At 44.8% G+C, this 25675-nt stretch carries 24 protein-coding genes; 14 read left to right on the top strand and 10 right to left on the bottom strand.

Annotation, left to right across the window (positions count from 1 at the left end; translation table 11 throughout):
- Positions 1-577: 577 nt before the first annotated feature.
- Positions 578-1294 carry an oligogalacturonate-specific porin KdgM family protein gene (locus tag J4N45_RS19555; protein ID WP_128648410.1) on the top strand — a complete coding sequence of 239 codons (717 nt, stop codon included), beginning with the start codon at positions 578-580 and terminating at the stop codon, positions 1292-1294.
- Between the two features lie 59 nt (positions 1295-1353).
- On the opposite strand, the gene J4N45_RS19550 is transcribed toward J4N45_RS19555, so the two are convergent.
- The 3 genes from J4N45_RS19550 to J4N45_RS19540 all read right to left on the bottom strand — a co-directional run bounded on the left by J4N45_RS19550 (position 1354) and on the right by J4N45_RS19540 (position 4854).
- A complete protein-coding gene (locus J4N45_RS19550; protein ID WP_252016213.1) occupies positions 1354-2082 on the bottom strand; it encodes a 3'-5' exonuclease in 729 nt (242 codons plus the stop codon).
- Between the two features lie 3 nt (positions 2083-2085).
- Positions 2086-4002, bottom strand: a complete 1917-nt coding sequence (locus tag J4N45_RS19545) for a DUF294 nucleotidyltransferase-like domain-containing protein (protein WP_252016211.1) — start codon at positions 4000-4002, stop codon at positions 2086-2088.
- 132 nt (positions 4003-4134) lie between these two features.
- Positions 4135-4854: a FadR/GntR family transcriptional regulator gene (locus J4N45_RS19540; protein WP_042474672.1), complete on the bottom strand. Its 720-nt coding sequence runs from the start codon at positions 4852-4854 to the stop codon at positions 4135-4137.
- Between the two features lie 293 nt (positions 4855-5147).
- On the opposite strand from J4N45_RS19540, the gene J4N45_RS19535 reads away from it, so the two are divergent.
- From J4N45_RS19535 to J4N45_RS19520, 4 genes are all read left to right on the top strand, one after another.
- The gene (locus tag J4N45_RS19535) at positions 5148-5924 is read left to right on the top strand and encodes an SDR family NAD(P)-dependent oxidoreductase (RefSeq protein ID WP_234497443.1); all 777 of its coding nucleotides are present in this window, start codon (positions 5148-5150) and stop codon (positions 5922-5924) included.
- An 18-nt stretch (positions 5925-5942) separates the two neighbouring features.
- Entirely contained in the window at positions 5943-6659 is a 717-nt protein-coding gene (locus J4N45_RS19530) for a FadR/GntR family transcriptional regulator (RefSeq protein ID WP_042474675.1), read from the top strand.
- Between the two features lie 21 nt (positions 6660-6680).
- A complete protein-coding gene (locus J4N45_RS19525; RefSeq protein ID WP_042474678.1) occupies positions 6681-7001 on the top strand; it encodes a cupin domain-containing protein in 321 nt (106 codons plus the stop codon).
- 175 nt (positions 7002-7176) lie between these two features.
- The gene (locus tag J4N45_RS19520; protein WP_042474682.1) at positions 7177-7842 is read left to right on the top strand and encodes a FadR/GntR family transcriptional regulator; all 666 of its coding nucleotides are present in this window, start codon (positions 7177-7179) and stop codon (positions 7840-7842) included.
- A 69-nt stretch (positions 7843-7911) separates the two neighbouring features.
- Here J4N45_RS19520 and J4N45_RS19515 read toward each other — a convergent pair whose 3' ends face one another.
- Together J4N45_RS19515 and J4N45_RS19510 are read right to left on the bottom strand one after the other, a co-directional pair.
- Entirely contained in the window at positions 7912-9669 is a 1758-nt protein-coding gene (locus J4N45_RS19515; RefSeq protein ID WP_252016209.1) for a polysaccharide lyase family 7 protein, read from the bottom strand.
- Between the two features lie 136 nt (positions 9670-9805).
- Positions 9806-11587 (bottom strand): sodium:solute symporter family transporter, encoded by a 1782-nt coding sequence (locus J4N45_RS19510; protein ID WP_252016207.1) that lies wholly within the window; start codon positions 11585-11587, stop codon positions 9806-9808.
- 711 nt (positions 11588-12298) lie between these two features.
- Here J4N45_RS19510 and J4N45_RS19505 point away from each other — a divergent pair.
- The 6 genes from J4N45_RS19505 to J4N45_RS19480 all read left to right on the top strand — a co-directional run bounded on the left by J4N45_RS19505 (position 12299) and on the right by J4N45_RS19480 (position 18549).
- Complete coding sequence (locus tag J4N45_RS19505; RefSeq protein WP_042474689.1) at positions 12299-13075, top strand: oligogalacturonate-specific porin KdgM family protein; 777 nt, start codon at positions 12299-12301, stop codon at positions 13073-13075.
- Between the two features lie 75 nt (positions 13076-13150).
- A complete protein-coding gene (locus J4N45_RS19500) occupies positions 13151-13891 on the top strand; it encodes a polysaccharide lyase family 7 protein (RefSeq protein WP_252016205.1) in 741 nt (246 codons plus the stop codon).
- Positions 13892-13961: 70 nt separating this feature from the next.
- The gene (locus J4N45_RS19495) at positions 13962-15056 is read left to right on the top strand and encodes an ABC transporter ATP-binding protein (RefSeq protein ID WP_252016203.1); all 1095 of its coding nucleotides are present in this window, start codon (positions 13962-13964) and stop codon (positions 15054-15056) included.
- A 14-nt stretch (positions 15057-15070) separates the two neighbouring features.
- The gene (locus J4N45_RS19490; protein ID WP_252016202.1) at positions 15071-16048 is read left to right on the top strand and encodes an ABC transporter permease; all 978 of its coding nucleotides are present in this window, start codon (positions 15071-15073) and stop codon (positions 16046-16048) included.
- Between the two features lie 11 nt (positions 16049-16059).
- Positions 16060-16950 (top strand): carbohydrate ABC transporter permease, encoded by an 891-nt coding sequence (locus J4N45_RS19485; RefSeq protein WP_234497449.1) that lies wholly within the window; start codon positions 16060-16062, stop codon positions 16948-16950.
- Positions 16951-16998: 48 nt separating this feature from the next.
- Positions 16999-18549 (top strand): extracellular solute-binding protein, encoded by a 1551-nt coding sequence (locus J4N45_RS19480; RefSeq protein WP_252016200.1) that lies wholly within the window; start codon positions 16999-17001, stop codon positions 18547-18549.
- A gap of 50 nt (positions 18550-18599) precedes the next feature.
- Here the strand turns inward: J4N45_RS19480 and J4N45_RS19475 are convergent, their stop codons facing one another.
- Complete coding sequence (locus tag J4N45_RS19475) at positions 18600-18845, bottom strand: YfgJ family double zinc ribbon protein (RefSeq protein ID WP_252016198.1); 246 nt, start codon at positions 18843-18845, stop codon at positions 18600-18602.
- 343 nt (positions 18846-19188) lie between these two features.
- Between J4N45_RS19475 and kduD the strand changes: the two genes are divergently transcribed.
- Both kduD and J4N45_RS19465 read left to right on the top strand, forming a co-directional pair.
- On the top strand, positions 19189-19950 hold the full coding sequence (gene kduD, locus J4N45_RS19470; RefSeq protein ID WP_252016196.1) for a 2-dehydro-3-deoxy-D-gluconate 5-dehydrogenase KduD: 762 nt from the start codon (positions 19189-19191) through the stop codon (positions 19948-19950).
- 34 nt (positions 19951-19984) lie between these two features.
- Complete coding sequence (locus tag J4N45_RS19465) at positions 19985-20626, top strand: RpiB/LacA/LacB family sugar-phosphate isomerase (protein ID WP_252016194.1); 642 nt, start codon at positions 19985-19987, stop codon at positions 20624-20626.
- A gap of 51 nt (positions 20627-20677) precedes the next feature.
- On the opposite strand, the gene J4N45_RS19460 is transcribed toward J4N45_RS19465, so the two are convergent.
- The 3 genes from J4N45_RS19460 to J4N45_RS19450 all read right to left on the bottom strand — a co-directional run bounded on the left by J4N45_RS19460 (position 20678) and on the right by J4N45_RS19450 (position 23515).
- Positions 20678-21664 (bottom strand): zinc-dependent alcohol dehydrogenase family protein, encoded by a 987-nt coding sequence (locus J4N45_RS19460; RefSeq protein ID WP_252016192.1) that lies wholly within the window; start codon positions 21662-21664, stop codon positions 20678-20680.
- Positions 21665-21864: 200 nt separating this feature from the next.
- Positions 21865-22527: a hypothetical protein gene (locus tag J4N45_RS19455; RefSeq protein WP_252016190.1), complete on the bottom strand. Its 663-nt coding sequence runs from the start codon at positions 22525-22527 to the stop codon at positions 21865-21867.
- A 352-nt stretch (positions 22528-22879) separates the two neighbouring features.
- Positions 22880-23515: a LysE family translocator gene (locus J4N45_RS19450; RefSeq protein WP_252016188.1), complete on the bottom strand. Its 636-nt coding sequence runs from the start codon at positions 23513-23515 to the stop codon at positions 22880-22882.
- A gap of 227 nt (positions 23516-23742) precedes the next feature.
- On the opposite strand from J4N45_RS19450, the gene J4N45_RS19445 reads away from it, so the two are divergent.
- Positions 23743-24648: an aspartate/glutamate racemase family protein gene (locus J4N45_RS19445; RefSeq protein WP_252016186.1), complete on the top strand. Its 906-nt coding sequence runs from the start codon at positions 23743-23745 to the stop codon at positions 24646-24648.
- A 64-nt stretch (positions 24649-24712) separates the two neighbouring features.
- Here the strand turns inward: J4N45_RS19445 and J4N45_RS19440 are convergent, their stop codons facing one another.
- Positions 24713-25636 (bottom strand): LysR family transcriptional regulator, encoded by a 924-nt coding sequence (locus tag J4N45_RS19440; RefSeq protein WP_252016184.1) that lies wholly within the window; start codon positions 25634-25636, stop codon positions 24713-24715.
- Between the last annotated feature and the right edge of the window lie 39 nt (positions 25637-25675).

Raw genomic sequence — 25675 nt, 5'->3', positions numbered from 1 at the left:
ACGCTAAGTCATTGATTAAAATAGACCAAACAAGAAAGAATGGAAAACAGATCACATTTTATAATTTTTTGGGAACGTTGAATTAGATCACATGAAGTGCAGTGGGAGTAGAATGATAAGTTCGTGCTACTTAGAGTTTTTTGTCCTACATATTTATGAAATTGTTAAATCAATGCTATCAAGCATTAGCATTTACTGTACGGGCGACGTTAATGATAATTGGCCTAATCGAGCTTGATTGAAAACTATTATCACCTAAAAGCTAAATCTCTAAGCTATTGCCTCTGAAGCTAGGAGACCGTCACTGGCACGCGAATTTGGTTTTGTAGTATAAATAGTCCTAAAACCTTCATTATGTACATCACATTTCTATCCATAAAGGCAATCGAGCATCTCACAACCAATTAGAAAAAATAGCCATTAAAATAAGTAGTTTAACTAAAATTCACGCTTTCTCCCATTCTAAAGAGACCTAAAACCTACCGTACTTGGCGATCTAAGTCACATAAAAATGGCGTTTATAACAGTAATATATTTGTCATACATTATCATAAACAATAAACCTTAAGGGCTATAGATGAGCACTCTAAACAAAGTAACAGTGGCATTAGTTTCTGTGTTCGCAACGGCAGCAGTAACCGCTGCTTCTCTCGACTTACGTCAAGAATATAAGCATGACGATGGTAGCTACGCTAGCCGCGTTAAAATCGGTTCAAGCGTTGGTAACCACTACTTCGGCGTTGAAGCTAAACAAAAAGGTAAGCCTTTCTCTGACCTAGAGGCTGGAGACAACGAATTCGAGTACGGCTATAACTTTAACCTAGACGAACATTGGCGCATTCAAACTTCTATGCCTATCACTTTCGGTGGCGGTCAAACCACTTATAAGCCTCAAGTTCGTGTTCAATACAAATTCGATAGCGGTCTAACGGCTAAAATGCGCTACCGCCACGAGTTCCGCAACTATGCTGGTGATAGAACAGCGACAGGTCGTGATGGCGATGAGCACGGTTCACTGAACCGCAGCAAACTAACGGCTAACCTAGATTACAACTGGAACAACTGGCAGTTTGGCGCTGAAGCAAACTATGCAGAAGATGTGTTCAACAAAGACTGGCGCATGGGTACCAACGAGCGCTACGAGTGGGATTACAACTTCAAGATTGGCTACAAAGAGTCTGATTGGGCGTGGAGACCATATGTTGAGTTTGGTAACGTTCAATGCACTAGTAGCGATGTATGTGACTCAGGTCGTCAGCTACGTAGCCGTGTCGGTGTAACGTACAGCTTCTAAGAAACACTTTGGGAACAGATCGAAAGAGGCGCTGAAATCAGCGCCTCTTTTTTGTTTCATTACTGGCTCAAGCGATAGAGCTTACCTATGCTAGGGTGCCCTTTGTTATACAGTCGGTTGGATTGCGCCAAGAAAAGCTCCGCTGTTGCGATAGCATCTATTAACGCCTCATGACCATTGTACTCAGGCAGTCCATATCGCTCTCGAGTTTCCGATAATCGAACATCAATATCCGCTTCTTTATTCACCGCGACCGCCATTGCTTTCTCCATGGCTAGAGTGTCTAGCCACATCACAGGTAAACCATTGATGCCATACTTTTCGTGCAGATATTCATTCACGAACTCAGATTCAATCATGGCACCATGCGCAATCAATACCTTGTTTTTCGCCGCTTCAAACAGCTGCCACATTGCGCTGTCCAGTGAAACGCCATTTTGCAGCATCTCTGGCACAATATGGTTGATGATAGCGGTCTCTGCTTTGACTTTATCTGGAGTTTCAATAAAAAGCTGTCTAGCAGTGTGAACATTGATGGTCAGGTTACTCACCTCAACCCACCCCATGCTAAGGATGCTGTTACCTTTGGCGTCGATGCCCGTGGTTTCAAAATCGACCACTAGATACTGCAAGGAGCTAGAATCCGTATCCATATCCGGCGCAGACTCACTCAGAATCGACAACACCTCTTTGGGCACTGAGTTATCGCCTAGATATTTCTCTCGCTCTTTTAAGTAATGGTTGTAGACGTGAAACTGGTTCATCACCTGTTTGAGTATGCCTACCATCGATTACATTCTCCCAGCAAAGCGGACTTTTGCTGCCTCTTGCAGTGACGAGATAATTCTAAATGCATCTTTTAGATTACCACGCTCGAAACTACCAAATGAGTCCGGATTGATATGGTTATCCGGCTCTTCTCCTTTTTTGAGCGCTTCGAGCTGATGATGTTGTCTAAACATCAGGATATATTGATAGGTGTTAAGAATATTCTTGTAAGCATCTTCGCTCAACATGCCACGCTCATTGGCTCGAGTAAAACGCTCTTCAGTATTAGAAGAGTCACACTCAACTGCAAGCCCATAGATACGTGCCAAATCAATAATTAGGTTGATGGCGTACTTCTTGATATCAAGCGTTTTTTTGTTCTCGCCAGTTTTCTCAAGCACCAAGCTATTAAAGACGCCTAATGGTGGTTGAGTATTGATGGCATCACGAGTCAGAATGCCAAGGAACTCGCGGTTGGCGCGGATGTTGGCGTGGAGCTCATCGCGCAGAATCTCTGCGTAACTCGCCTCACCGTAAACACAGCGAATCTCTAAAAATACACTGATGTTGAGAAGACGTTCGTATTCCGGGTTAGCGACCCATTTCTTATAGTAATGTTTCCAAGTCGATAGTGGTTGACACCATTTTGGCGTGGCAGCCATAAACTTACCTGGACACAACGGATAACCGCATGCAGCAAGACCATTGGCCACATACTGTGACAGATGGCGGAAATAAACTTTATCGCTTTCCGTTGCATCATCACTCAGTACCAGTGCATTGTCTTGGTCTGATAACATGTGGACTTCATTTCGGGCATGAGATCCCGCGACAATCCATGAGAACTTACATGGCGGCTCACCTAACTTATCAATAGCAATCTGAATAAGGCGACGGTTATAGGCATCCATAATCATCGACATCACACGCCCGATGATATCTGGCGCCACGTTGCCATCAACCAAGGCTTCAAAAATGGCTTGGCGCTCGGTAGTAAAGCTTGCCAAAGAGCGAACACTATTCGCGTATTTAATCTTTTCAATCAGGAAGATAGCCTGCATTCGGTGATTTTGAACCAGATGAGAAGTAGTCAGCAACCCTACTACCTTGCCCTCTGATACAACGGGCAGACCACGGACATTGTGCTGCATCATTAGCGATGCAGCGTGTAACACGAGATCATCAGGACTGACGGTTAGAGGCGCCGTCGTCATGACCTCTTTGATCGGCGCGCTTGGATCATACCCTTCAGCGATCACACGCTTAGTCATGTCTCGATCGGTAATGATCCCCACCAGTTTGCCGTCATCACAGATCACCGCGGTCGATGAACGTTTTACAATCCGCATCTCATGGGCGACATCCTTAATGGATGTCGACGCATCAACAATGGCAATCACACCACTGGCAACATCCGATACCTTTTTGATGAACAGCCCTTTCTCTTTGTTCGACCATACGACGTCCAGGGCTGACTTTAAGCGGATTTGAGCCTGTGAGGCGAAGTGTTCTGCATACTCAGGATTGGTTTTGAAGATTCTCTCAAGCGTTGCGTGTGGAATTAGGTACAGAAGTGTATTTTCCATCGCCACCGCATGATAACCGCTCTCAGACGTTACGTTATCGTCTAGAAAGGTAAAACCAAATAGGTCTTCAGAGCCTAATCGAGCTCGCAGAACACCGTCAGCTTGTCGTTGCTCCATGGAGCCGGTACGAATTACATAGAGGTATTTGTGCTTTTTGCCTTCACCCTCAATGTTAGGTTGTGAGTCATCCACCGGGCCTACCTGTTCACCGCAGGGATCGATCGTATCACCTTTACCCAAATAGGTAATTTTGATCTCAGAGGCGACTTCACGAACTAACTCTTTCGGAAGCTTATCAAAGGGATCAATATTACAGAGAAACTGAGTAATATTGGGTAGCAAGGCGTTCGGCATAACGGGCTCCAATGGATTTATTTTGTATTATTATATCAACACATTTTGGTGTTTGACCTAGTGAAAACAAAAAAAGGCAGCGTCGCCGCTGCCTTTTTATTCAAAATGTTATCTGGAACATAAAGTTACCGGTTAACTTGCTACCGGAAGACGGTGATTTTCTTCACGTAGGTGACTTGCTGATGCTTCACGAGCTTTGTCTGCGTCACCAGCCATAATCGCTTCATAAATCGCACGGTGTTCATTGATACAGGTAGAACCGCCGTCTGAAGAGTACTGAATAAAGTTGAAGAACATCGTAGTTAAGATGTTACCGAACGGAAGGTAGAAGTCGTTACCCGTCGCATTGAAGACAAGACTATGGAAGCGAGTGTCAACGTCCAACCATTTCGCTTGGTCGAAGTTCTCTTCTTTCGATACTTCCACCATTTCTTGGAAAGTTGATGACAGTTCAATACGTTGCTCTGCCGTTGCAAACTTAGCCGCTAAGGCACATGCCTCTGGCTCAATCGCGCGGCGAAGGCCAAGGAATTGACCGCAGAACTGCTCAACATCGTTAAGGCCGTCCATCCACTCAATAAGCTGTGGGTCGAGGAAGTTCCAGTATGCACGGTCAACGACACGCGTACCGATCTTCGGTCGAGACTCTAGTAGACCTTTCGATGTTAGTAGCTTAACGGCTTCGCGAAGTGCAGTTCGGCTAATGCCAAACTGTTCACATAGCGCCATCTCGCCTGGGATGATAGATCCTTCTGGTAACTCACCAGAGAGGATGCCACGTGCAATCTCACGAGCAACCTGAACATGGATGCTTCGTTTTGAGCCCGTAATAGAACTGAACTTACCTGACATAGTATTATCGCTTACAAAAAGTGTTTATGTATTATTTTAGCAGTGATTCTACCACCATTCGCGTTTGAATAGATGTGACAAAGCGCATTTATTCGATATAAGTCGCCTTTTGCTTCGTGATTTCCTATCACTTCTACGAGTAAAACCGCCTAATTAGTGAGTTCCATGTCACATTTTTCTCAATATCTTTCTAGAATTATTGATGGGAATTGTCATTTCTACCAATTCCCTATTGACGCATTAAAGTGCTATTGTATGATTAATAAATCAAACCAATGATAAGGCTTAAACTGATGTTTGAAGATCTCAGAGGAAAACGCGTTCTAATCACCGGTTCCACCGCAGGGATGGGATTAGCGGCAGCTCGACTTTTTGCGCAACATGGTGCAAAGGTTGGTCTCAATGGACGACGAGTAACCCCAGAATCACAAGCAGCAGTTGATGAGCTAAACAAGCTTGGTGGTGAAGCCGCTTTTTTTCAAGCTGACTTAACCAAGAGCGATGAATGCGAACGTTTAATCGACGCCTATACCTCTCACTTTGGCGGGTTGGACGTTCTCATTAACAACGCAGGTGGTCTTGGCGGTCGTAAAGGGCTGGAAAGCATTGACGACGCTCTGTTCGACCACGTAATGAACCTAAATGCGCGCAGCGCGCTTATGGTCACTAAATATGCCATCCCTCATCTACGCCAATCAGCAAAGGAATCTGGTCAAACTGCAAGTGTGATCAGTACTGGCTCAATCGCGGGTCGAGAAGGTGGTGGTATTGGCGCAGGTATGTACGCTGCATCAAAGGCTTGGTTGCACGATATTCATCGCAACTGGGTAAAAGAGTTCACTAAAGATGGCATCCGCTTCAACATCGTTTCTCCTGGTACCATTGATACCGCCTTCCACGATGATAAAAGCGACGACCTAAAAGGCAATATTGCTAATAGTATTCCAATGGGCCGTTTTGGCACCATTGAAGAAGTGGCACCAACATTTGCCTTTTTTGCCTCTCATGCCTGCTCTGGTTACATCACAGGTCAGATTCTTGATGTAAACGGCGGACAAATCGCGCCCTAATCAACCCAAGGTGTATACATGGCCACGTTCCATACAGTAGCAGATTCAAGTCGTCGAATTCATGTTCAGGTTGCTAAAGAGATCGCCATTAAGATCCTTACTGGTGAGCTGAAACCGGGTGAAAAACTCCCGAGCGAGTTAGAACTCTGCGAGAAGTTCGGCATCAGCCGTACAGCGCTTCGCGAGTCAACCAAGCTTTTATCGGCAAAGGGACTTATTACATCAAAGCCCAAAGTCGGTACCAATGTAATGTCTCGTCAGCATTGGCACTTCTTAGACCCTCAGTTTTTAGATTGGGTAAAAGACACAGACAACGTTCAACGATTCTTAACCCAGTTCCTTGGTTTAAGAAAAGCGATCGAGCCAGAGGCGTGCTCACTAGCAGCAAGAAATGCTTCAATCGAACATCGTAAAGCGCTGTCGGTCTGTTTCCAGAACATGAAGCATGCGGCGTTTACTCACAATTATTCTTCGTGGACGTTGAACGACCACGAGTTTCACAAAACCATTTTTTTAGCGACCGCAAATCCGTTTTATATCCCGTTCTCCAATATTTTGGAGTCGCTGTTCAAGACCTTTATTGATGAAGCCGCGGTCGGCGGACGATTCTGTCTTGATGAACACGGGGCTATCTACGACGCGATTATGATGGGTGATGCTGAGCGAGCAAAAGCGGCATCTCAACTATTACTTAATGATCACAACCAGAGGCTTGCCCTACTGGAAGCGGTCTAACGAATACCTAGAGGAAAGACAATGTTTGTATACAACAAAGACTCAGTACTTGAAGATCAGGGTGGCGGTCTACGTCGTAAAGTTCTAGCATACTGCGAAAACATGATGACTGTAGAAGTTCACTTCGAAACAGGTACTGTTGCACCAATGCACAACCACCCACACGAGCAAATCACTTACGTGGTTTCTGGTGAGTTCGAATTCACTGTAGGTGACGAGACTAAGATCGTTAAAGCTGGTGACACTGTCTATAAAGTGCCAAACATCATGCACGGTTGTAAGTGCCTTAAAGAAGGCATCCTAATCGATAACTTTACTCCAATGCGTAAAGACTTCGTATAATAGCCAAGCTATTAATAAAAATATTATAAAGGAACGGTTTCATATAACCGTTCCTTTTTTATATTTACAGGATGATATTAAATTAAGTAGACATCACATATTCGACATAATCGTATTTACCTATTTAGACCAAGTGATAATATGAAATAAATAATTACAAATTATAAACGTAGCCATGGAAAGCACAAAAGAGAGTATTCACGTAAAGATTTCCAGTGAAATTGCTAAAAATATCATTACAGGTCAGTATAGTAATTGTTCACTACCGACCGAAATGGAGCTTTCTAGCCATTACTCTGTGAGTCGAAATAGTGTTCGCGAAGCACTCAAAATTCTCGCATCTAAGGGATTATTATGTTCCAAGCAGAAAGCAGGGACAAAAGTTACCCCGCGGAGTGAGTGGAATTTCTTAGACCCACAGTTGTATGAGTGGTTTTCTGAACTACCAGAGATGGAAGGCGTTATCGCAAAATTCATTCGCATGCAAAAGCTATTGATACCAGAGGCTTGTGCAGATGCGGCACTGAATGCAACCGGTGAACAACGTGTACAACTATCACGGGTTTTCCAAGCCTTTTCAACCCATATTCGAGAATCAGAGAACGACTTACTCAGTTCAAAACCGTTACTCAGTAGCTTCTACAGAACTCTCTTCATCGCATCCAATAACGAGCTTTTTTCTCCATACGCAAAAATTCTAGATATTTTATTCCACTCGAAAGATTATCAACTTTCTCAACCGACGATAAACACATTAGAAATATATCAAAAAATTTACGATTCCATTATGATTGCTGACGAAATGTCAGCACGAAAAGCTGCGCGAAAATTATTCAACTAGGTACTAAATTTCAAAATTTAAAAAGCCCGCTTCAAGCGGGCTTTTGTTTTACATTATTTATTCATAACGTTAATAAGCATAGCCTTGGTGTTTATTTTCGACTTTATAGAACGTAGCCTGAACATAGTCATTCGCATCACCGGTGTTATTCTGATTATATACACCCGCTTTAAAATACATATACTGCCCACCAGCATCATAACCACTGCTCGACATATCTACTTCTTGAACAACATCAGCTTTACCTTCACGCATAATCGTCACTGTTAAGGTATTACCTACCACTTTGATTTGATAGCTAAAGACCTCGCCGAGTTCAATACCGTCTGATGGGTTGCTCGCACTACTCGAGCGGCTACCGATCATATCGTACCAACTGTCTGAACCACCATTTGGTTCATGTGCAATATATATCGCGCCTTTGCTGTTGCCTGGAAGTTTACGATAGTAGATTCGAACCGGTTCATCATCATTTGCATGTATTTGCCCAACAATGACACGTCCAATTTGGCTACTGCTACCTGTTGTCGTGACATGATCTACTTTAAGCGTTGCATCTAAAGTACCATCAACACCACCAGCTGCAGTTTGGTCACTCGATGGCGCACTTGAGAATACCCAGTTATTTTTGCCGACACCCTTGGTACTATGTGAGGTATCGCCGCGACGCAGCATTTCACGCAGCTCCGAACGAGTGTAACTCGTATTGGTCGACGTTTTCGCGCCATCGACGGGTGCTTTAAAGGTCATGCCACCATCAGCTGCAGTAAAGAAAAACTCATTGTTTTCGTAGCTTGCCGACAACTCGTTCTCTTTAATAGTATCTGCTTTACCATCACCGTCGGTGTCTACTGGGATGCTGAGCGTCCAGTCCAACAAATCAAAATTGCCTGACGGTGCGACATTCGGATCCAAATCACCACTTGGTGGAGGCGTTACTGGAGGAGGCGTTCCATCTGAGCAGCCAAGGATTTCTGTTTCAAGGATACTGTTCCAGTTATTTGCGGAATTGCCTTCCCCAGTGATTCGAACGTAACGAGCACTCGTTTCTGTAACAGGGTAATTTTCAAAGCCAGTCGTGTTACCACTTGACGTCTGGTTTGATAGTACTCGCGTCCAACTGCTGTTGTCATCTGACACATCAACACTAAAGTAAGAGCTGCGGCTATTGCCTTTAAACCAGGCGATATTAACTTGTCCTACTGTTGTCGATGACCCGAGATCATAAGTAATGGTTTTGCCGATACCTTCTGATGACCATCGAGATTCATCGGCTAGACTTCCATCAATCGTCCAACCAGGTAAATGGCCATCGTTGGTTCCATCATCCGTTGCTGAAACAATAGTAATATCACCACTTTCACAGTTACCACCAGACGATGAGCTACCTGTCAGAACAAAGTCGTCAAACCTTCCTTCAGATTGGTAATAAGCACCACCAATTTCAATTGATGTTGCACTGCCAGAATTTAATGTCAGTTCAACTTTCGACCAACTACTCGAATTAGACGTTTTGCTGTAAACGGAACCTGCGACATTAGCACTGATCTCACCGCCACCTTTTACATAAGCAGATAAGGTGTAATCGGTATTAGAGCTGACTGAGACAGACTGGCTAAAACTGCCGCCCGAGCCAGAAATTTTTGCAGAGTGAAGCCCTGTATTGGCATCACCAGAGATTGAGGAGGGATCGGCATCTTGCCATCCGTCCCAATTACCATTTTCAAAACCATGGTTAGTTATATTAATAGACTCTGCCCATAGGGTACCGGGAGCAGCAGTCATAGCACTACACAACAAAACCTTATACATTAACGTGCGTTGCATGTTATTTCCTTGTATTGGATTGAGGGAGCCCTCGACAACTTACTGAGGGTAGAAAAGTTGTTGTCTTTCTTATTGTCTGAATTTTGGATAAAAAAATAGGAAGGCCCGATCCCTTCCTATTTCTAATTTGATTGCGTTACTTCGCTTCTGCTTCTTGCATGTTCGATTCAACACTTTCGTCGACAGCTTTCACAAGCAGCATACCGACTGCGAATACGATAGCACCACACAAGATGAACACTCCGCGCCCCCACAGTGGGTTAGGTAGTAGCGCCATTAGACACACACCAACACCTGCTACCGCGATTAGCTTACCAAGCATTTGACGCTGCTTGTTATCCAGTTTCTTCTGAGCCGCTGACTCAGAAACAAGTGGCGTTGCTAGGTTACCGAAGAACTTGTCTACGTCTGCTTGACGCTTCTCAGTTAGTGGCTTGTAGAACAGCGTTGATAGTACGAAGAAGCCACCTGTTAGTGAGATATGAGCCATTAGACCAATCGCTACTTTCACATCAGACCATTCACGCTTAGTTAGCTCTTCTAGGCCGAATGCCGCTGAAACCATCTCTGCGTTGATAACAAAACCTACGACATAAGAAACGATACCACCAACGACTAGCGTACCCCAGCCAGCCCAGTCAGGCGTTTTCTTGATAAAGAAGCCAAGGAATGCTGGAATCGTCATTGGGAAGCCGATCAAAGCACCCACATACATCATGGTATCGAACAAGCTCAGACCCTTCAGTGAGTTGATGAACTGTGCGATTAGGATGATAGCGAAACCAAATACTGTTGAAGTGATCTTAGAAACCGTTACTAGCTCTTTCTCAGACGCTTGACCCTTACGAACGATCGGCTCATAGAAGTTCTTAACAAAGATACCTGAGTTACGGTTAAGGCCAGAGTCCATTGAAGACATGGTTGCTGCAAACATTGCGGCTACTAGTAGACCTACCATACCTGCTGGCATGTACTCTTGAACAAAGTATAGGTAAGCAAAGTCACCCGCTTTTTTGCCTTGTTCTGGGTAAGCAGCTGCTAGGTCAACACCTTGACCTGCAATGTACCAAGACGGCATGAACCAGATGAATACACCACAAAGCATTAGTACACACGCTAGTAGTGCAGCTTTCTTCGCGTTCTTTGAGTCTTTCGCCGCTAGGTAGCGGTATGAGTTAAGCATGTTATTTGTGATAGAGAACTGCTTAACAAAGATGAAGAATGCCCATAGGCTGAAGATGCTTAGGTAGTTTAGGTTGTTACCCGCTAGGAATGAACCACCTTCTTGTACTGGGAAGTTGTTAACGATTTCGCCAACACCGCCGCCTTGAACGACAGCAACGACAGCACACGTCACGGTTACCGCCATGATGATAACCATCTGCATAAAGTCAGATGCGATAACCGCCCAAGAGCCACCAGTTACTGACATCGCCAATACAACAAGACCTGTTACCCAAATGGTAAGGTTCATGTCGAAACCGAAGATGCCTGATGCGATAATTGCTAGTGCGTTTAGCCACACACCCGCAGATACGACACTGTTAGGCATTGAAGACCAAGTAAATACTTGCTCGTTCGTTGCACCAAAACGCATGCGAATCGCTTCAATAACGGTTACTACACGCAGCTGACGGAACTTCGGCGCAAAATACGCGTAGTTCATAAAGTAGCCAAATGCGTTTGCTAGGAAGATAAAGGCGACTGCAAAACCATCGTTGTATGCTTTACCTGCTGCACCTGTAAATGTCCAAGCACTGAACTGAGTCATAAAGGCGGTAGCACCAACCATCCACCAAAGCATGTTACCGCCCCCGCGGAAGTAATCACTGGTGGTATTAGTAAATGTACGGAACATCCAACCTATTGCCATTAGGAAGAGGAAATAGACGCCCACAATAACTGTGTTTAAATCCATGATCTGTGAATCCTTGTTGTCTTACTTGTTGTTACAATTCAATATACTCAGTTACGACGAACAATTGTAATACAATATACCCATACGTGACATGGTTATCGTTTTTCGCCAAGAAAAAGTCCAACTTAGTTACCCCGATCAAACTTTGTTACGCTTGTCATCCAAGCCTTACACTTTCTCTGCACCAACAGTAAGCAAATGACGCTGTTTGAATCTTTTTTCAAAACGACGTTTCAGCTAGCTTTTAGTGATTTTTATAGTCAATCATAATAAAAACCATGTAATTCATAGCACTATAAAGAGAATTCGCTCATTACACTCCCCCGCGAGGTCACACTAAAATGGGGCACCAAGTGTGAACAGATGTAAAAAAGTGTGAGCCAAATCTGTATATCAACAAAAACCAAGGGAACTAAAATGAAATATTGAGCCATTTCACAGAAAGTTCCCACTGACCCCATTAATATTTGTCATACATTAATTCAATAACAAAATAATTAATGAAATGGACTACCACGAGATAGGCTTTTGTCGGATGTTTCGGGAATCAAAGGGAAAACACCCAGCATTGGCTATTAAGTGAACAAGAAACACAGTCCCTCTCTATATACGGTGATAAACGATTATTGCGCTGACATCTAGCCGGCACAGTATCCGTTTGTCTCCACAAAGAAATGAAAATATAAATACACAAATAAGGGAAATATCAGTATGAAACTTAAGCAATCTGCTCTTGGTGTTGCGCTTGTATTACTGGCTGGTTCTGCAGCTGCGACAAGTTTGGATTATCGTACGGAATATAAGCATGATTCTGAAGATTGGGCTCACCGTATTAAAATTAGTGACTCAACAAAAGTTGCCGGTGGTAAATTGGCATTTGGCGTAGAGCAGAAGTTTCAAAGTGAAACTAATGATGATGAAGTAGGTAGCCAAGATTTTTGGAAAGGTGTATCACGTGGCGATTCTGAGTTCTCATGGGACTACACAAAAACAGTTGGCGAAAGTGGAAAATGGTATATCCAACCAGGTATGCCAATTACATTCGGCAGCAACAAAACAACCTGGAAGCCTCAATTCCGCGTTGGTTATAAAGCAGACTTCGGTTTGACTACAGCACTACGTTACCGTCATGAGTTCCAAGTATTCAACGCGAACGGCGGTACGACTAACCTAGCGGGCGGCGGTAAACTAGACCGCACAGATTCAACGATTCAACAAGGTAAGTTGACTCTAACGGGTTCATATAAGTTTGCTAAAGATTCTCAGTTCAAAGATCTAAAATTGAGCTACGAAGCAAACTATAACCACAACTACGATAACGTTCGTCTAGCGAACGACAAAAACTGGGAATGGGATCTAGGTATTAAAGCGGGTTACCAAATTGGTGACTTCCAGCCATACCTAGAGCTATGGACTATCGATGGCCTATCATCTGCAACAAACGAGCGTCAGCTACGTACTCGTCTAGGTCTTAAATACAGTTTCTAATTATCGCAGTAACAAAACAAGTAATGCCCAGATCTCTGGGCATTTTCCTTCATCTATTTAATAGAGAAGAAAACGATGAACCCGAATACTTTAGCGAAGTACCTAGGCTCTGCAGCACTTGTTGTCTCTTTTGTTAGTTTTGCGGATACTGCTCCATACTCTTACACTCAATACCAGTCAGTTCTTGACGATTCTTACCTTCAAGCCCCGACCAGCACTAAGCTGATCAAACAAGGGGACTTTGCAGGTCAATACAATCAATATTTCCACGTCCCTGATTTTGGTAATCAGTGGATGACGTTCACCGTTACTGGCGACCACAAACGCTCTGAGTTACGCCAAGTCTATGAATGGTACAGTGACGATGGCGACCTCAACAAAATGATTGGCGAAGTCTTTATTGACTCCCCGCTATCTGGCTCAGTGGACGAAATCACCTTCATGCAAGTCCACGACGTAACGAACAATGGCAATGCCATTAACAAACCCCTCCTTAGACTCGTTTGGTTGCGAGAGAGAAACAATATAGAGAATGGCATTTGGGCTGTTATTAAGAAAGATGCCGATGCATCGAGTAGTAGCTACGACAAGATCTATATTACCCAACATCTCGAATCTCAACCGATTAAATTCGAAGTAAGAATTCAAAATAATGAAATGACCATCAAAAAAGATGGTGCCGCAATAAATGGCCTTTCTAAATACAACATCTCCTATTGGAGCAATCTAGAAAGTTACTTTAAAGCGGGCGTTTACAATCAGGATGATGGTACTGGTACGGTTCAATTCAAGAGCCTCAAGTACTACACGCAATAATTTCTTTTTCTTAGAAAGTTACAAAAGAACCACGTTTATTTGGTTGCCCCGTCGGCAACAAGGAGTAGTTATGTCTGGTGTTCAGTTAAATAACATCGTGAAAGCGTATGGCGATACCAGTGTCGTGCATGGAATTAATTTAGAAGTAAAGTCGAAGGAGTTTATTGTTTTAGTGGGTCCTTCCGGCTGCGGGAAGTCAACGACACTAAGAATGTTAGCTGGCCTAGAAGAGATCACCGATGGTGATATTCATATTGAAGACCGCCGAGTTAACGAAGTAGCACCAAAAGACCGTGACGTCGCTATGGTGTTCCAAAACTACGCGCTTTACCCTCACCTCAGTGTTTTCGAAAATATCGCGTTTGGCCTGAGAATTCGCAAGGTACCAAAAGATGAAGTCACTAAGTCGGTTAATGATGTTGCGGAAATCTTAGGTTTAACCGAGCTCCTAGAGCGCCGTCCTGCCGATCTGTCTGGTGGTCAACGTCAGCGCGTTGCCATGGGTCGAGCGATTGTTCGCCATCCTAAAGTGTTCCTATTTGATGAACCCCTTTCGAACTTGGATGCCAAACTACGCACTCAGATGCGCGCTGAGATCAAACGCCTACACCATCGCCTAAGTGTCACCAGCGTCTATGTTACCCACGATCAGGTCGAAGCGATGACACTCGCAGACCGTATCGTCGTTATGAGTAACGGCAAGATTGAGCAAATTGGTACCCCGATGGAACTGTTCAATAGTCCGGTTAACACCTTCGTTGCTACGTTTATCGGTTCACCACCGATGAATCTTATCGAAGCACGTGCCTCTTTACATGAAGATGGTTGGTACGCTGAGTTTGAAGAAATCGAATGCAAACTGCCAAATGTCGCAGGTCTTGAGCACAACAAGAGCATTCTTCTTGGCATCCGACCTGAATACATTGATATCGAACCTATCGATCATGCTAGTGCTATTCCAGTTCACATCGACCTTGTGGAGACGTTGGGCTCAGAAGCACTCCTCCACACCAAGTTTGTTGGTAAGCCATTTGTGGTTAAGGCAGAAACCCATGGTCGAATCGATCATCTCGATCGCGTGAACACGCTCTATTTCCGTGAAGATGCCATCACTGTATTTGACCAATCTACGGGCAACGCCCTCGAGCGTATTGCGGTGAACTAAACGGAGCATGTGTTATGGAAAACCTTCATCAGAACTCTGGTGAGACACTTAAATCGTCTACTCCGCAGAGCAAACTGCAGAAAAAAACAAAGTGGCTCATCAATCACTTCAAAAATGAGTGGCAGCTTTATGTGTTGCTCGCTCCGACCGTAATTTGGTTTTTAGTCTTCCTCTATAAACCTATGTACGGCCTGCAAATCGCCTTTAAAGACTACAGTGTGTTCCGTGGTATCACTGAAAGTCCTTGGGTTGGCTTTGAACACTTCGTAACCCTGTTCGAGAACGATCAGTTCCTTCGAGCCATTCGCAACACCGTCATGATCAGTGGTGCCAGCCTTATCTTTGGCTTCCCCGTGCCGATTATTCTTGCGTTAATGTTCAACGAAATTCTCAATGCCAAGTTTAAGCGCACGGCACAAACGATTGTGTATCTGCCGCACTTTATCTCAGCGGTTATTATCGCCGGTATCGTGATCACCGCATTTTCACCCTCTACTGGCGTGGTGAACTTGTTCCTCAATGCGCTTGGTTACGACTCGGTTTACTTCCTGACCAAACCGGAATGGTTCCGTTCAATCTTTGTCGGAACAGGTATTTGGCAAGAAGCGGGCTTTAGCTCCATCGTGTTCCTCGCTGCCATTGCTGGCGTTAACCCATCGCTTTATGAATCCGCAGTCGTAGACGGCGCTTCACGCTGGCAAATGATGTGGAAGATCACGCTACCTTGCATCTTACCGACGATCATCATCATGTTGATCATCCGTATCGGTAACATCCTAGAAGTTGGCTTCGAGATGATCATCATGCTCTATCAGCCAGCAACTTACGAAACCGCAGACGTCATCAGCACCTTTATTTACCGTCAAGGTATTCAAGCTGCTCAGTACGATCTCGCCGCTGCCGCAGGTCTGTTCAACGCTGTCATCGCCTTTATTTTGGTTATGACCGCCAACAAGATCAGTCGCCGCGTCTCTTCAACATCGCTGTGGTAATGGAGTAAGTTATGAGCCAAGCAATGAACATGAACCTCTACTCCCGCGGAGATAAGGCGTTTGTCTATCTGAATATGTTCCTCGTGGGTATCTTTACGATTAGTACGCTTTACCCGTTCATCTATGTCGCTTCTATGTCGATAAGTGCCGGTGATGCGGTGACAGCAGGTCAGGTTGTGCTAACGCCAGTCGATATCACCTTCGCGGCTTACGAAAAGGTCGTTACCGATCCTGCGTTTTGGATCTCTTATAAAAACACCTTTATCTACACTTTCGGCGGAACCCTGGTCAGCCTACTGATTATCGTTCCGGGCGCTTACGCGCTTTCTAGACCACAACTACTAGGCCGTAAGTACTGGAACATCTTAGTGGCGTTTACAATGTGGTTTAACGCCGGGATGATTCCGTTCTTCTTGAACATGCGTGACTTGGGACTACTTGATAGCTACTTCGGTATCATCATTGGTTTCGCCTGTAACGCATTCAACATCATCCTATTGCGTAACTTTTTCGAAGCGATCCCAAAATCGTTTGAAGAAGCCGCGCGAATGGATGGTGCGAATGACTTCCAAGTGCTCTGGAAGGTATTCATCCCACTCGCAAAACCTGCCCTCGCAACGGTCACTCTGTTCTGTATCGTCGCACGTTGGAACGGCTTTTTCTGGGCCATGGTGTTACTTCGTGACGAGAGTAAGGTTCCACTCCAGGTTTATCTGCGTCAGATCATCACTCAACTTACCGACGACGATACGTTCGCCAGTACTTTGATTAGCTCAGCCTACTCATTTGAAACAGTCAGTGCGGCAATCATGATCTGCTCAATCATTCCAGTACTTCTGATTTATCCATTTATTCAAAAGTACTTCAACAAGGGAATTATGTTGGGTGGGGTTAAAGAGTAACCCCCTCTTCCTAATACAAAAACAATATAACGAGAAAGGAAACAAAAGATGAATGTAAAAATCACTGCGTTGTCTACCCTGATCGCTGCCACGCTTGCTACCCCAGCATTCGCAGCGGAAGATGGTGCATACAAAGTGGCAGATAAGCCAATCAAACTCGACATCCACCTGCATCAGAAGAAATTTGTATACAGCAACGACTGGCCGGTAGAGAAAGAAGCGGCGCGTCTAACAAACGTTCACCTAAACAACGTTGCATCCATGGCGACAACCAAAAGTGAGGAAGCTTTTAACCTACTGATCGCATCAGGTGATTTGCCTGATATCGTTGGTGGTTCAAGCATGAAGAACAACGTAAACACCTATGGTCCAGAAGGCGCGTTTGTTCCCCTAAACAAGCTGATTGAAGAGCATGCACCAAACATTAAAGCCTTCTTTGACGCCAACCCAGATGTCTGGGCATCGATCAAAGCGTCTGACGGCAACGTGTATTACATCCCTTACCTTCCAGATGGTAAGTACGGTCGTGGCTACTTTATTCGTTATGACTGGTTAGAAAAACTTGGTCTAGAGCCACCTAAGAACGTTGATGAAATGTATGAAGTGCTTAAAGCCTTCCGCGATAAAGATCCAAACGGCAACGGCAAAAAAGATGAAGTACCTTTCTTTGCTCGTCACTGGCAAGAGATGGTTCGTCTGGTCACACTATGGGATGGCCGCACATCTGGCTCTGATGTCTTCCACGACTTCCATGTGGTCGACGGCCAAATCAAGCATGGTTACGCCGGTGAAAACTACAAAGTGGGCATCCAAAACCTAGCAAAATGGTACAAAGAAGGATTGATTGACGCCGAAGTATTCACGCGCGGCAGCCGTTCACGTGAGTACTTACTATCTGCTGACCTAGGCGGCATGACACACGACTGGTTCGCATCGACCTCTGGCTATAACGACTCATTGGCAGATAAAGTTGAAGGCTTCCAATTTAAGGCGTTCGCGCCACCAGCCTCTATTAGTGGCCAGCGTGTTGAAGAACACCGCCGCGCAAAAGTAAAACCTGACGGCTGGGCTATCTCCTATACCAATGAGCATCCAATCGAAACCATTAAATACTTCGATTTCTGGTTTACTCAAGAAGGTAAGCGTCTGGCTAACTTTGGTATCGAGGGTGAGCACTACGATTTAGTTGATGGCAAGCCTATGTTCAAGAAGGAAGTTCTCGAGGCAGATACACCAGTGAATGCGCAGATGTGGGCGATTGGTGCTCAGGTTCAACGTGGCTTCCCGATGGATTACCAAAACGAAGTGCAATGGTCCAACAAATACGCGCTTGAAGGCATCGAGCTATACGATCAGGGTGACTACCTGCTAGAACCATTTATGGGCGTCTCGCTAAATACAAAAGAGAAAGACATCTATGACAAGCACTGGGTGACGATCCGCGACTATATGGTGGAGATGCAGCAAGCTTGGATTCTGGGCTCTCGAGATATCGAGAAGGATTGGCCTAAGTATCAAGAAAGCATTGAACGTATGGGTTACAGCAAAGTGGTTAGTGCAATGCAAGCCGCTTACGACCGAGCATACAAAACAAACTAGTTGTTTCTGGGAAGAGAGAAGTTTAAGGGAAAGCGGCCGCTTTCCCTTTTTTAGTTAATGGGAGTCAGCTTCCAAACGATTGCCGCTCTAGATTTTGGCATTCGACACTGATTGCAGTAGTAACCTACGTTACCGCATGCCTTCATTGCGTCTAGTTTATGGCTACAATCTGGGCAAAATGGCGTTTTGTCATAGCTAACTTTGCAGTGACTGCAGGTTCGACCGCCCTCATTTTGTACATCAATGTGACAGGTCGGACACGGTAATGTGAGTGCCTGTATTGTCGCGTGATCCATATTTCCACTCTCCACTAAACGATTACCACCACGTCACTTTTCATCGCTTGCAATGGATAGACTTAATCAAAGCGCCAGTATAAATGCTTCTTTTCGATGGAGAAAAATTCACCGGCATCCATACCCACAATTATCGAATGGTACGGCACAGCACCTATAGTTGTTATGCAAAGATTCGTTATCGTGAGCGCGTTTGGGGATTACGTGAATGAGATCAAACAAATTTAAAACTGCATTTCAAATTTGTTGATTAGGACGTGTTTGTCATATAGAGTTAGCATTATATGTCATACATTATGACTAGATAAAGTCATTCATCGATTCGCGTAACGGGACGCAGACTATGATTCTCAATGCATTCAATCTAGAAGGGAAAGTGGCCATCGTCACTGGCTGTAATACGGGTCTCGGTCAAGGGATTGCGGTCGGCCTAGCAGAGGCTGGCTGTAATATTGTGGCAGTAAACCGCTCTGCGCCAACCGAAACGGAATCGAAGGTCACAGCGTTAGGTCGTCAGTTTCTCGATATTCGAGCAGATCTCATGACCACTCAGGATATTCCATCGATAGTTGAGAAAACGATCGAAACGTTCGGTCGCATCGACATCCTTGTCAACAACGCTGGCATTATTCGCCGCGCCGATGCCATTGAATTTACTGAAAAAGATTGGGACGACGTGATGGATGTGAACGCCAAAACCGTCTTCTTTTTATCTCAAGCCGTTGCAAAACAATTTATCGCACAAGGCGAAGGCGGCAAGATCATCAACATCGCGTCCATGCTGTCATTCCAAGGCGGGATCCGCGTGCCTTCTTATACGGCTTCAAAAAGCGGCATCATGGGTGTGACACGCCTAATGGCAAACGAGTGGGCTAAGCACGGTATTAACGTTAATGCTATTGCGCCTGGCTACATGGAAACCAACAACACCGAGGCTCTGCGTGCCGACGAAACTCGTAATCAAGAGATCCTAGCGCGCATTCCAGCTGGGCGTTGGGGAACACCAGAAGACCTAGCTGCGCCATGCGTATTCTTAGCCTCACCAGCTTCTGATTATGTGAACGGCTACACCCTCGCTGTAGATGGCGGCTGGCTGGCTCGCTAATAGCACCGACAACGAATTTAACCTGGAGATCCAAATGAAAATTGCACTAATGATGGAGAACAGCCAAGCGGGGAAAAACGCGGTTGTACTTAACGAACTTGAGCAAGTTGCACGGACACAAGACGATACCGTATTCAATGTGGGCATGAGCGATGAAAATGACCACCACCTTACTTATATTCACCTAGGTATCATGGCTAGCGTTCTTATCAACTCTAAAGCGGTCGATTTTGTTGTAACGGGTTGCGGCACCGGACAAGGGGCAATGATGTCTCTGAACATCCACCCTGGTGTTGTCTGCGGATACTGCCTAGAGCCGTCTGATGCATTTTTGTTTAACCAAATCAACAACGGTAACGCCCTGTCTCTTGCTTTCGCAAAAGGCTATGGTTGGGGTGCTGAGCTCAATGTCCGCTATATTTTTGAGAAGGCATTTACGACTGGTGAACGCGGTCAAGGCTACCCACTAGAGCGTGCTGAGCCACAGCAGCGCAATGCAGGATTGCTTAACGATGTTAAAGCAGCAGTAGTGAAAGAAAACTACCTTGAAACACTAAAAGCTATCGAGCCAGAACTGGTTAAGACAGCAGTCAGCGGCGAGCGCTTCCAGCAGTGTTTCTTCGAGAACAACCAGTCTCCAGAGATCGAAGCTTATATTCGTTCAATTTTGGACTAATAGATAAAAGTCCGCTCCGGTATGTACAGACATAGCGGAGCGGATACTGAGTTAAATTTCTACAACTACCTTGCCAGTAGCCTTGCCTGCTGACAATCTCTCGTGTGCCTTGCCGATATCTTCCAGTGTAAACTCAACATCATCCAACACCGGAGATAACTGTCCAGATTCTGCTAACTTAGCGACTTCTTTAAGAATATCTTGATGCTCCTGTTGGCGTACGCCGTGAATCATTTGAATCAGCATAAACACCACATGCAGCGATAATCCCTTCATATGTACCAAAGAAAGATCAAGCGACAGCAAGGTTACGGTAGAGGCTACATGACCGTTCAACTTCGCCGCTTCAAATGACTTCAGCATGTTCTCACCACCGACAGAATCAAAGACCACATCAAACCCAGCGCCACCTGTATATTTGGCGACATAGTCTTCAACTTTATCAGTTTTATAGTTAATCACTGACGCGCCGAGCAAGTTCATCAATGGGACATGTTCATCACGCCCAATCGTGGCACTGACGTCTGCGCCCATCGCTTTAGCAATTTGAATCGCGATATGTCCTACCCCACCAGCGCCGCCATGAACTAGAACCTTATCCCCTGCTTTGGTATTGGCACGCGTTAAGCCCTCATAAGCAGTGATGGCAACCAGAGGCAGTGCGGCGGCCTCTTTCATAGATAAGTTACTCGGCTTGTGAGCGATTAGCCTCTGGTCAGCGGGCATGTATTCCGCTAATGAACCTTGAAGAGCGCCTAAGCCACCCGCGCAGCCATACACTTCGTCACCAACCTGAAAATCAGTCACATCATCAGCGACAGCTTCTACCGTTCCGGCAAAGTCCATACCCAAGATCGCAGGGGTCGCCGGGGAGAATGGGAGCGCCTCACCGAGTTCGCGTATCATTGTATCGACCGTGTTGACGCTAGAGGCAGCAACCTTAACGAGAACTTGTCCTGATTGAATGTCAGGCTTGGCGACATCCGCCACTTCAAACGCATCGGGACCACCATAACTATTAACTACCATCGCTTTCATTGTGACTTTCCTTACTGTTGGGTTTGGTGAAGCTATGAACAGTATAGGTGGTAATGGAGGGATTCGATCAGTCAGTTTTGGGGCCCGCTAAAGCATAACAGCAAGCAGAGAAATCATTTTTCAGTACCAGAAATTTACACTACATGACTGGTACTGAAAGTTGTAGGTTATTACTTTAAGCAAGATTGACGTTTATTAGCTTACTTTGCACACTCACTATTATTAATTTCTGCATCACTGGAAACGGTACATACTTTTGCAGTGCCGTTATTTAGAGCTTGATTTAAGTCTTTGGCAGTAGGATTGCCATTAATAACAACATCTTCAAACTGATTAATCTGAGCTTGACTTAACACACTATAATCAAGACCATAGTTGCTGATAATAGGGTCTTGTGTACCATTCTCAAAACAGTACTCATTTAACGTATAGTTAAAGACCGTTATAGTATCATTACTATATTCACCATCAACAAAAGCTTCTAACTTACACACCAGCGCTCCCTGATTTTTTTCATCAGTAGATGGTAGTCGAGGTACACCCGCAAACATATAAAACTGATCTGAATCACGGGTCAGGGTAAAGGTCTCTGAATTATGATTCCAGTATCCAGTGTCTGGAAGTCCTTTTCCATAGCCCCAAATTGATGTCGTATCAATGTTACCTGTATACATAAGGTTATTACAGGTATTATTGAAAAAGTGGTAACTATCCCTTTTCTCATTTTCATCAATAACACGAACAACTTTCGAGTTATTGGCACAAACGCTGCTTGTACCACTGCCGTCAACACCATCCCCGTCGCCTGAACCACAGCCATAAAGCACACCCAAAACACTAAATAGTACAATTGTCTTTTTCATTATTAATTCCATGTAAACCACTGATATATTTTTATAAATTCGTGGCAATTATTCCAAATATTAAAATCAGTTGCTTATTGAAATTATAGTTTTTTAGTTGTCATCACGTTTTGTAGGGAATTGATGGGTATATTCGTCACATAATGTACAAACTTAAAAGAAATAACACGACCGTTTAGTAACATACTAATATAATGCCAGGTGTTTTTATTCGATATGGAAATAGTAGAAATATATGTCGACTAATTTATCCTCTTTTTAAAAGACAAATATGTCAGTACGAGCGTATTTTCCATACGCTCCCTAAAAAACAACGAAATTTTCACCAAGTATCAATGCAAACTTGCTATAACTATTTTGTGCTCGAAGCAAACAGCGCACCACCAGCAGACATAAAGAAGCCCCCCATCACCTTGTTAAAGCGCTTGATGTTTTTCTTACTCGATAGCCAGGGGTTAACCTTAGCGCCAAGCCTTGCATACACCAACATGATCAAGGTATCGATCACAACCCATGTCAGAGCGAGCACCACAAACTGGCTAAGTTGAGGCGCATTCACGTTAATGAAGTTGGGAAACAGCGCGGTAAAAAACAGTAGGTCTTTAGGATTGCTGATACCCACCATATAGGCTTTTTTGAGAATACCACGCTGGGTAAACGCGACTTTCTCTTGTCCGGTATCTGCACTCAACCCCGACTCAGTTCCCGTATCTCTCCAAGCCTGGTATCCAAGATAAACAAGATAGAGTGCACCAAAGATTTTCAGAAGCAAAAAGACTTCTGATGATGCCGCCAAAATAGCGCCCAAACCGACAGCAGAAAGGAACATCAAGGTTAGCGACGCGAACGTCCCGCCAAATACAGTCGCAAGGGCACTAGACTTCCCATATTTAACGCCGTGTGCAATGCACAGCATCGCCGAAGGACCGGGTGATGAGATTAACACCGTAATCACGCCCACATACGCCAACCATAAGCTCCATTCCATTTTTCGTCCTCCTTGCGTGTAGCCTATTCTTCAAACGTATGCTCTGAAGCACACATATCCCCCAACCTTACCGCTGTCGCCTCTTCAAGTCGAACAAAAAATATACATACCATTGAATAAGCTAATCTAAAGAGGAGGATTCCACCCATCAAAAGCGATTCGTCTCCGAAACCATTCTCCCGTAGTTTTTCCTCACCACTTATTGAATCTACTTTCGAGGACTAACTATGAAAGACGTAATTTTTGGCATCATGGGAAACATGGGACCGCAAGCCGATGCGCTATTTCAAGACATCATCGCACGTGAAGAAAACAAACAAGGTGCGCAAAGCGACCAAGAGCACATGAGCTTGGTTGTGATCAACAACTCAGATATTCCAGATCGCTCTGAAGCCATCAACGAAGGTGGACCCGATCCTGTCCCTGAAATGGTTCGCTCAGCACAGATCATGGAGTTGAACCACGTTGAGTTTGCAGTAATGCCTTGCAATACTGCGCACCACTTCCGCCCAGACGTTCAAAAACAGACCAGCGTCTATTTGGTGGACATGCTTAAAGCAACCACAGAGAAGATCCAAGCGCAAAACCCACAAGCCGTGGTTGGCGTGCTTTGTACTACTGGCACCTACAACTCTGGGATCTACGATCGCTACTTGACTGAAGATGAGATCACTTACTTCAAGCCCAACACTGAAGAGCAAGAGAACTACGTTCATAGCGCAATCTACGGACACAAAACGGGGGACAAAACCCCAAGTGGCCAAGACATTCGCGAAAAATGCGGCATCAAAGCGGGCGAACTGGACAAAAACGCTGACCTTCTCAGCAAAGCCATTGAGTCTCTAAAAACTCAAGGTGTGAATACCGTTATCCTTGGCTGCACTGAGCTGCCACTGGTGCGCCCTGCGCTTGAGAAAAACTTCCCAGAGATCTACTTCATCGATCCAATGGAAGCGGTTGCAGAGCGTGTTGTTCACATCTATCGACGCGCAGATAAAATCCTGAACAGCACCCCCATCACAGACACCACACCAATCAACATTGCCGATATCGTCAATGAAGACGACATGGTGACGTATGTAGTGGAAAAAGCTCGTCAGGCAAGAAGAGAAGCGCTACTCAAAGCATCATAAGTATTATGGTTTGAGTCATCGCATCGTTAAGAGCGGTGATAAAGTCCAGTAGTAGCGGTTAGCGCTATCGACTGTTATTACTGGCCACTAAGCAATCATAAAATGCCAACGCAGCAGGCGATAATGCGGTCTTTGCTCCCTTTAATACAACCGAAAAGTCACTCGTAAACCACCACTGTTCTGGGTTCACTGCCACCAGTGACTGTTGAGATCGGTTGCTTTCAATAAGATGACTAGGGAGAAAGCTCAAATGCGTACCCGCCATCGCAAGCAAAGCGCCAGATTCAACATTCCAGCCATCGATAAGTTTTAATTGTTGGTATTGGCCTACATTCAAAAGCTTACGCATTACCTCAGAGGCGTAACCACCAATGTTAATGCGTCGTCCCTCGAGCGAGTGATTGCGAGTTTCAATTTCCTTTGCAACGTCTTCACGGGCAAAAAGATAACTCTTTTCAGTGAACAGAAACTCTGTGTGACTGAAAACATCAACTTGATGTTCGGCAAGAACGACGATCATCATATCTAGCTGGCCCTTCGCCAGCTTTTCATTAAGTAAGGTGTAATCGCCAACTTCTAGCATGAGCTCCACGCTGTCGCTCAGCTTATAAAAATTTTCGATAGCGGTCGGAACCGGATTACTAGGAAGCGTAATGGTATTATCGAGAATACCGACACGCACTTGCCCCGTCAGTTTTGACTGTACTCCCTTCAATTTAAAGGCAAAATCACTAAGAACATTACTTAGCTCATTTGCATAACCATACACAGTGTGCCCTTCACTTGTTAAATCAAACCCACTTCGGCCGCGCTTACAAAGCGTCACGCCCAAGCTCTTTTCGAGCTCTATTAACTGATTACTTAGCACTGGCTGACTCAGCCCAGTACTTACGGTAGCATTGCTGATGCCGCCCTGCTCAACGATCTCGCAGAAAATCTCTAATCGTCTCAGGTCGCGCTTGTCCAGTTTCTCAATATGAATAGCCATAATTTAATACATAACTAAAAACGAATGTTTGTATCTAAT

Source organism: Vibrio sp. SCSIO 43140 (assembly GCF_023716585.1).
GTDB lineage: Bacteria > Pseudomonadota > Gammaproteobacteria > Enterobacterales > Vibrionaceae > Vibrio > Vibrio maritimus_B.
Note: the sequence above shows the minus strand (reverse complement) of the source record. Positions and strands in the feature narration are given on the sequence as shown.

Bases quoted from the DNA above. Each gene is read 5' to 3' on its own strand.
- J4N45_RS19455 (WP_252016190.1), bottom strand. From the start codon at position 22,527: ATGAAAAAGACAATTGTACTATTTAGTGTTTTGGGTGTGCTTTATGGC.
- J4N45_RS19535 (WP_234497443.1), top strand. From the start codon at position 5,148: ATGTTTGAAGATCTCAGAGGAAAACGCGTTCTAATCACCGGTTCCACC.
- J4N45_RS19550 (WP_252016213.1), bottom strand. From the start codon at position 2,082: ATGGTAGGCATACTCAAACAGGTGATGAACCAGTTTCACGTCTACAAC.
- J4N45_RS19485 (WP_234497449.1), top strand. From the start codon at position 16,060: ATGAGCCAAGCAATGAACATGAACCTCTACTCCCGCGGAGATAAGGCG.
- J4N45_RS19520 (WP_042474682.1), top strand. From the start codon at position 7,177: ATGGAAAGCACAAAAGAGAGTATTCACGTAAAGATTTCCAGTGAAATT.
- J4N45_RS19445 (WP_252016186.1), top strand. From the start codon at position 23,743: ATGAAAGACGTAATTTTTGGCATCATGGGAAACATGGGACCGCAAGCC.
- J4N45_RS19495 (WP_252016203.1), top strand. From the start codon at position 13,962: ATGTCTGGTGTTCAGTTAAATAACATCGTGAAAGCGTATGGCGATACC.
- J4N45_RS19515 (WP_252016209.1), bottom strand. From the start codon at position 9,669: ATGCAACGCACGTTAATGTATAAGGTTTTGTTGTGTAGTGCTATGACT.
- J4N45_RS19545 (WP_252016211.1), bottom strand. From the start codon at position 4,002: ATGCCGAACGCCTTGCTACCCAATATTACTCAGTTTCTCTGTAATATT.
- kduD (WP_252016196.1), top strand. From the start codon at position 19,189: ATGATTCTCAATGCATTCAATCTAGAAGGGAAAGTGGCCATCGTCACT.
- J4N45_RS19465 (WP_252016194.1), top strand. From the start codon at position 19,985: ATGAAAATTGCACTAATGATGGAGAACAGCCAAGCGGGGAAAAACGCG.
- J4N45_RS19475 (WP_252016198.1), bottom strand. From the start codon at position 18,845: ATGGATCACGCGACAATACAGGCACTCACATTACCGTGTCCGACCTGT.
- J4N45_RS19480 (WP_252016200.1), top strand. From the start codon at position 16,999: ATGAATGTAAAAATCACTGCGTTGTCTACCCTGATCGCTGCCACGCTT.
- J4N45_RS19450 (WP_252016188.1), bottom strand. From the start codon at position 23,515: ATGGAATGGAGCTTATGGTTGGCGTATGTGGGCGTGATTACGGTGTTA.
- J4N45_RS19540 (WP_042474672.1), bottom strand. From the start codon at position 4,854: ATGTCAGGTAAGTTCAGTTCTATTACGGGCTCAAAACGAAGCATCCAT.
- J4N45_RS19510 (WP_252016207.1), bottom strand. From the start codon at position 11,587: ATGGATTTAAACACAGTTATTGTGGGCGTCTATTTCCTCTTCCTAATG.
- J4N45_RS19490 (WP_252016202.1), top strand. From the start codon at position 15,071: ATGGAAAACCTTCATCAGAACTCTGGTGAGACACTTAAATCGTCTACT.
- J4N45_RS19525 (WP_042474678.1), top strand. From the start codon at position 6,681: ATGTTTGTATACAACAAAGACTCAGTACTTGAAGATCAGGGTGGCGGT.
- J4N45_RS19500 (WP_252016205.1), top strand. From the start codon at position 13,151: ATGAACCCGAATACTTTAGCGAAGTACCTAGGCTCTGCAGCACTTGTT.
- J4N45_RS19555 (WP_128648410.1), top strand. From the start codon at position 578: ATGAGCACTCTAAACAAAGTAACAGTGGCATTAGTTTCTGTGTTCGCA.
- J4N45_RS19530 (WP_042474675.1), top strand. From the start codon at position 5,943: ATGGCCACGTTCCATACAGTAGCAGATTCAAGTCGTCGAATTCATGTT.
- J4N45_RS19460 (WP_252016192.1), bottom strand. From the start codon at position 21,664: ATGAAAGCGATGGTAGTTAATAGTTATGGTGGTCCCGATGCGTTTGAA.
- J4N45_RS19505 (WP_042474689.1), top strand. From the start codon at position 12,299: ATGAAACTTAAGCAATCTGCTCTTGGTGTTGCGCTTGTATTACTGGCT.
- J4N45_RS19440 (WP_252016184.1), bottom strand. From the start codon at position 25,636: ATGGCTATTCATATTGAGAAACTGGACAAGCGCGACCTGAGACGATTA.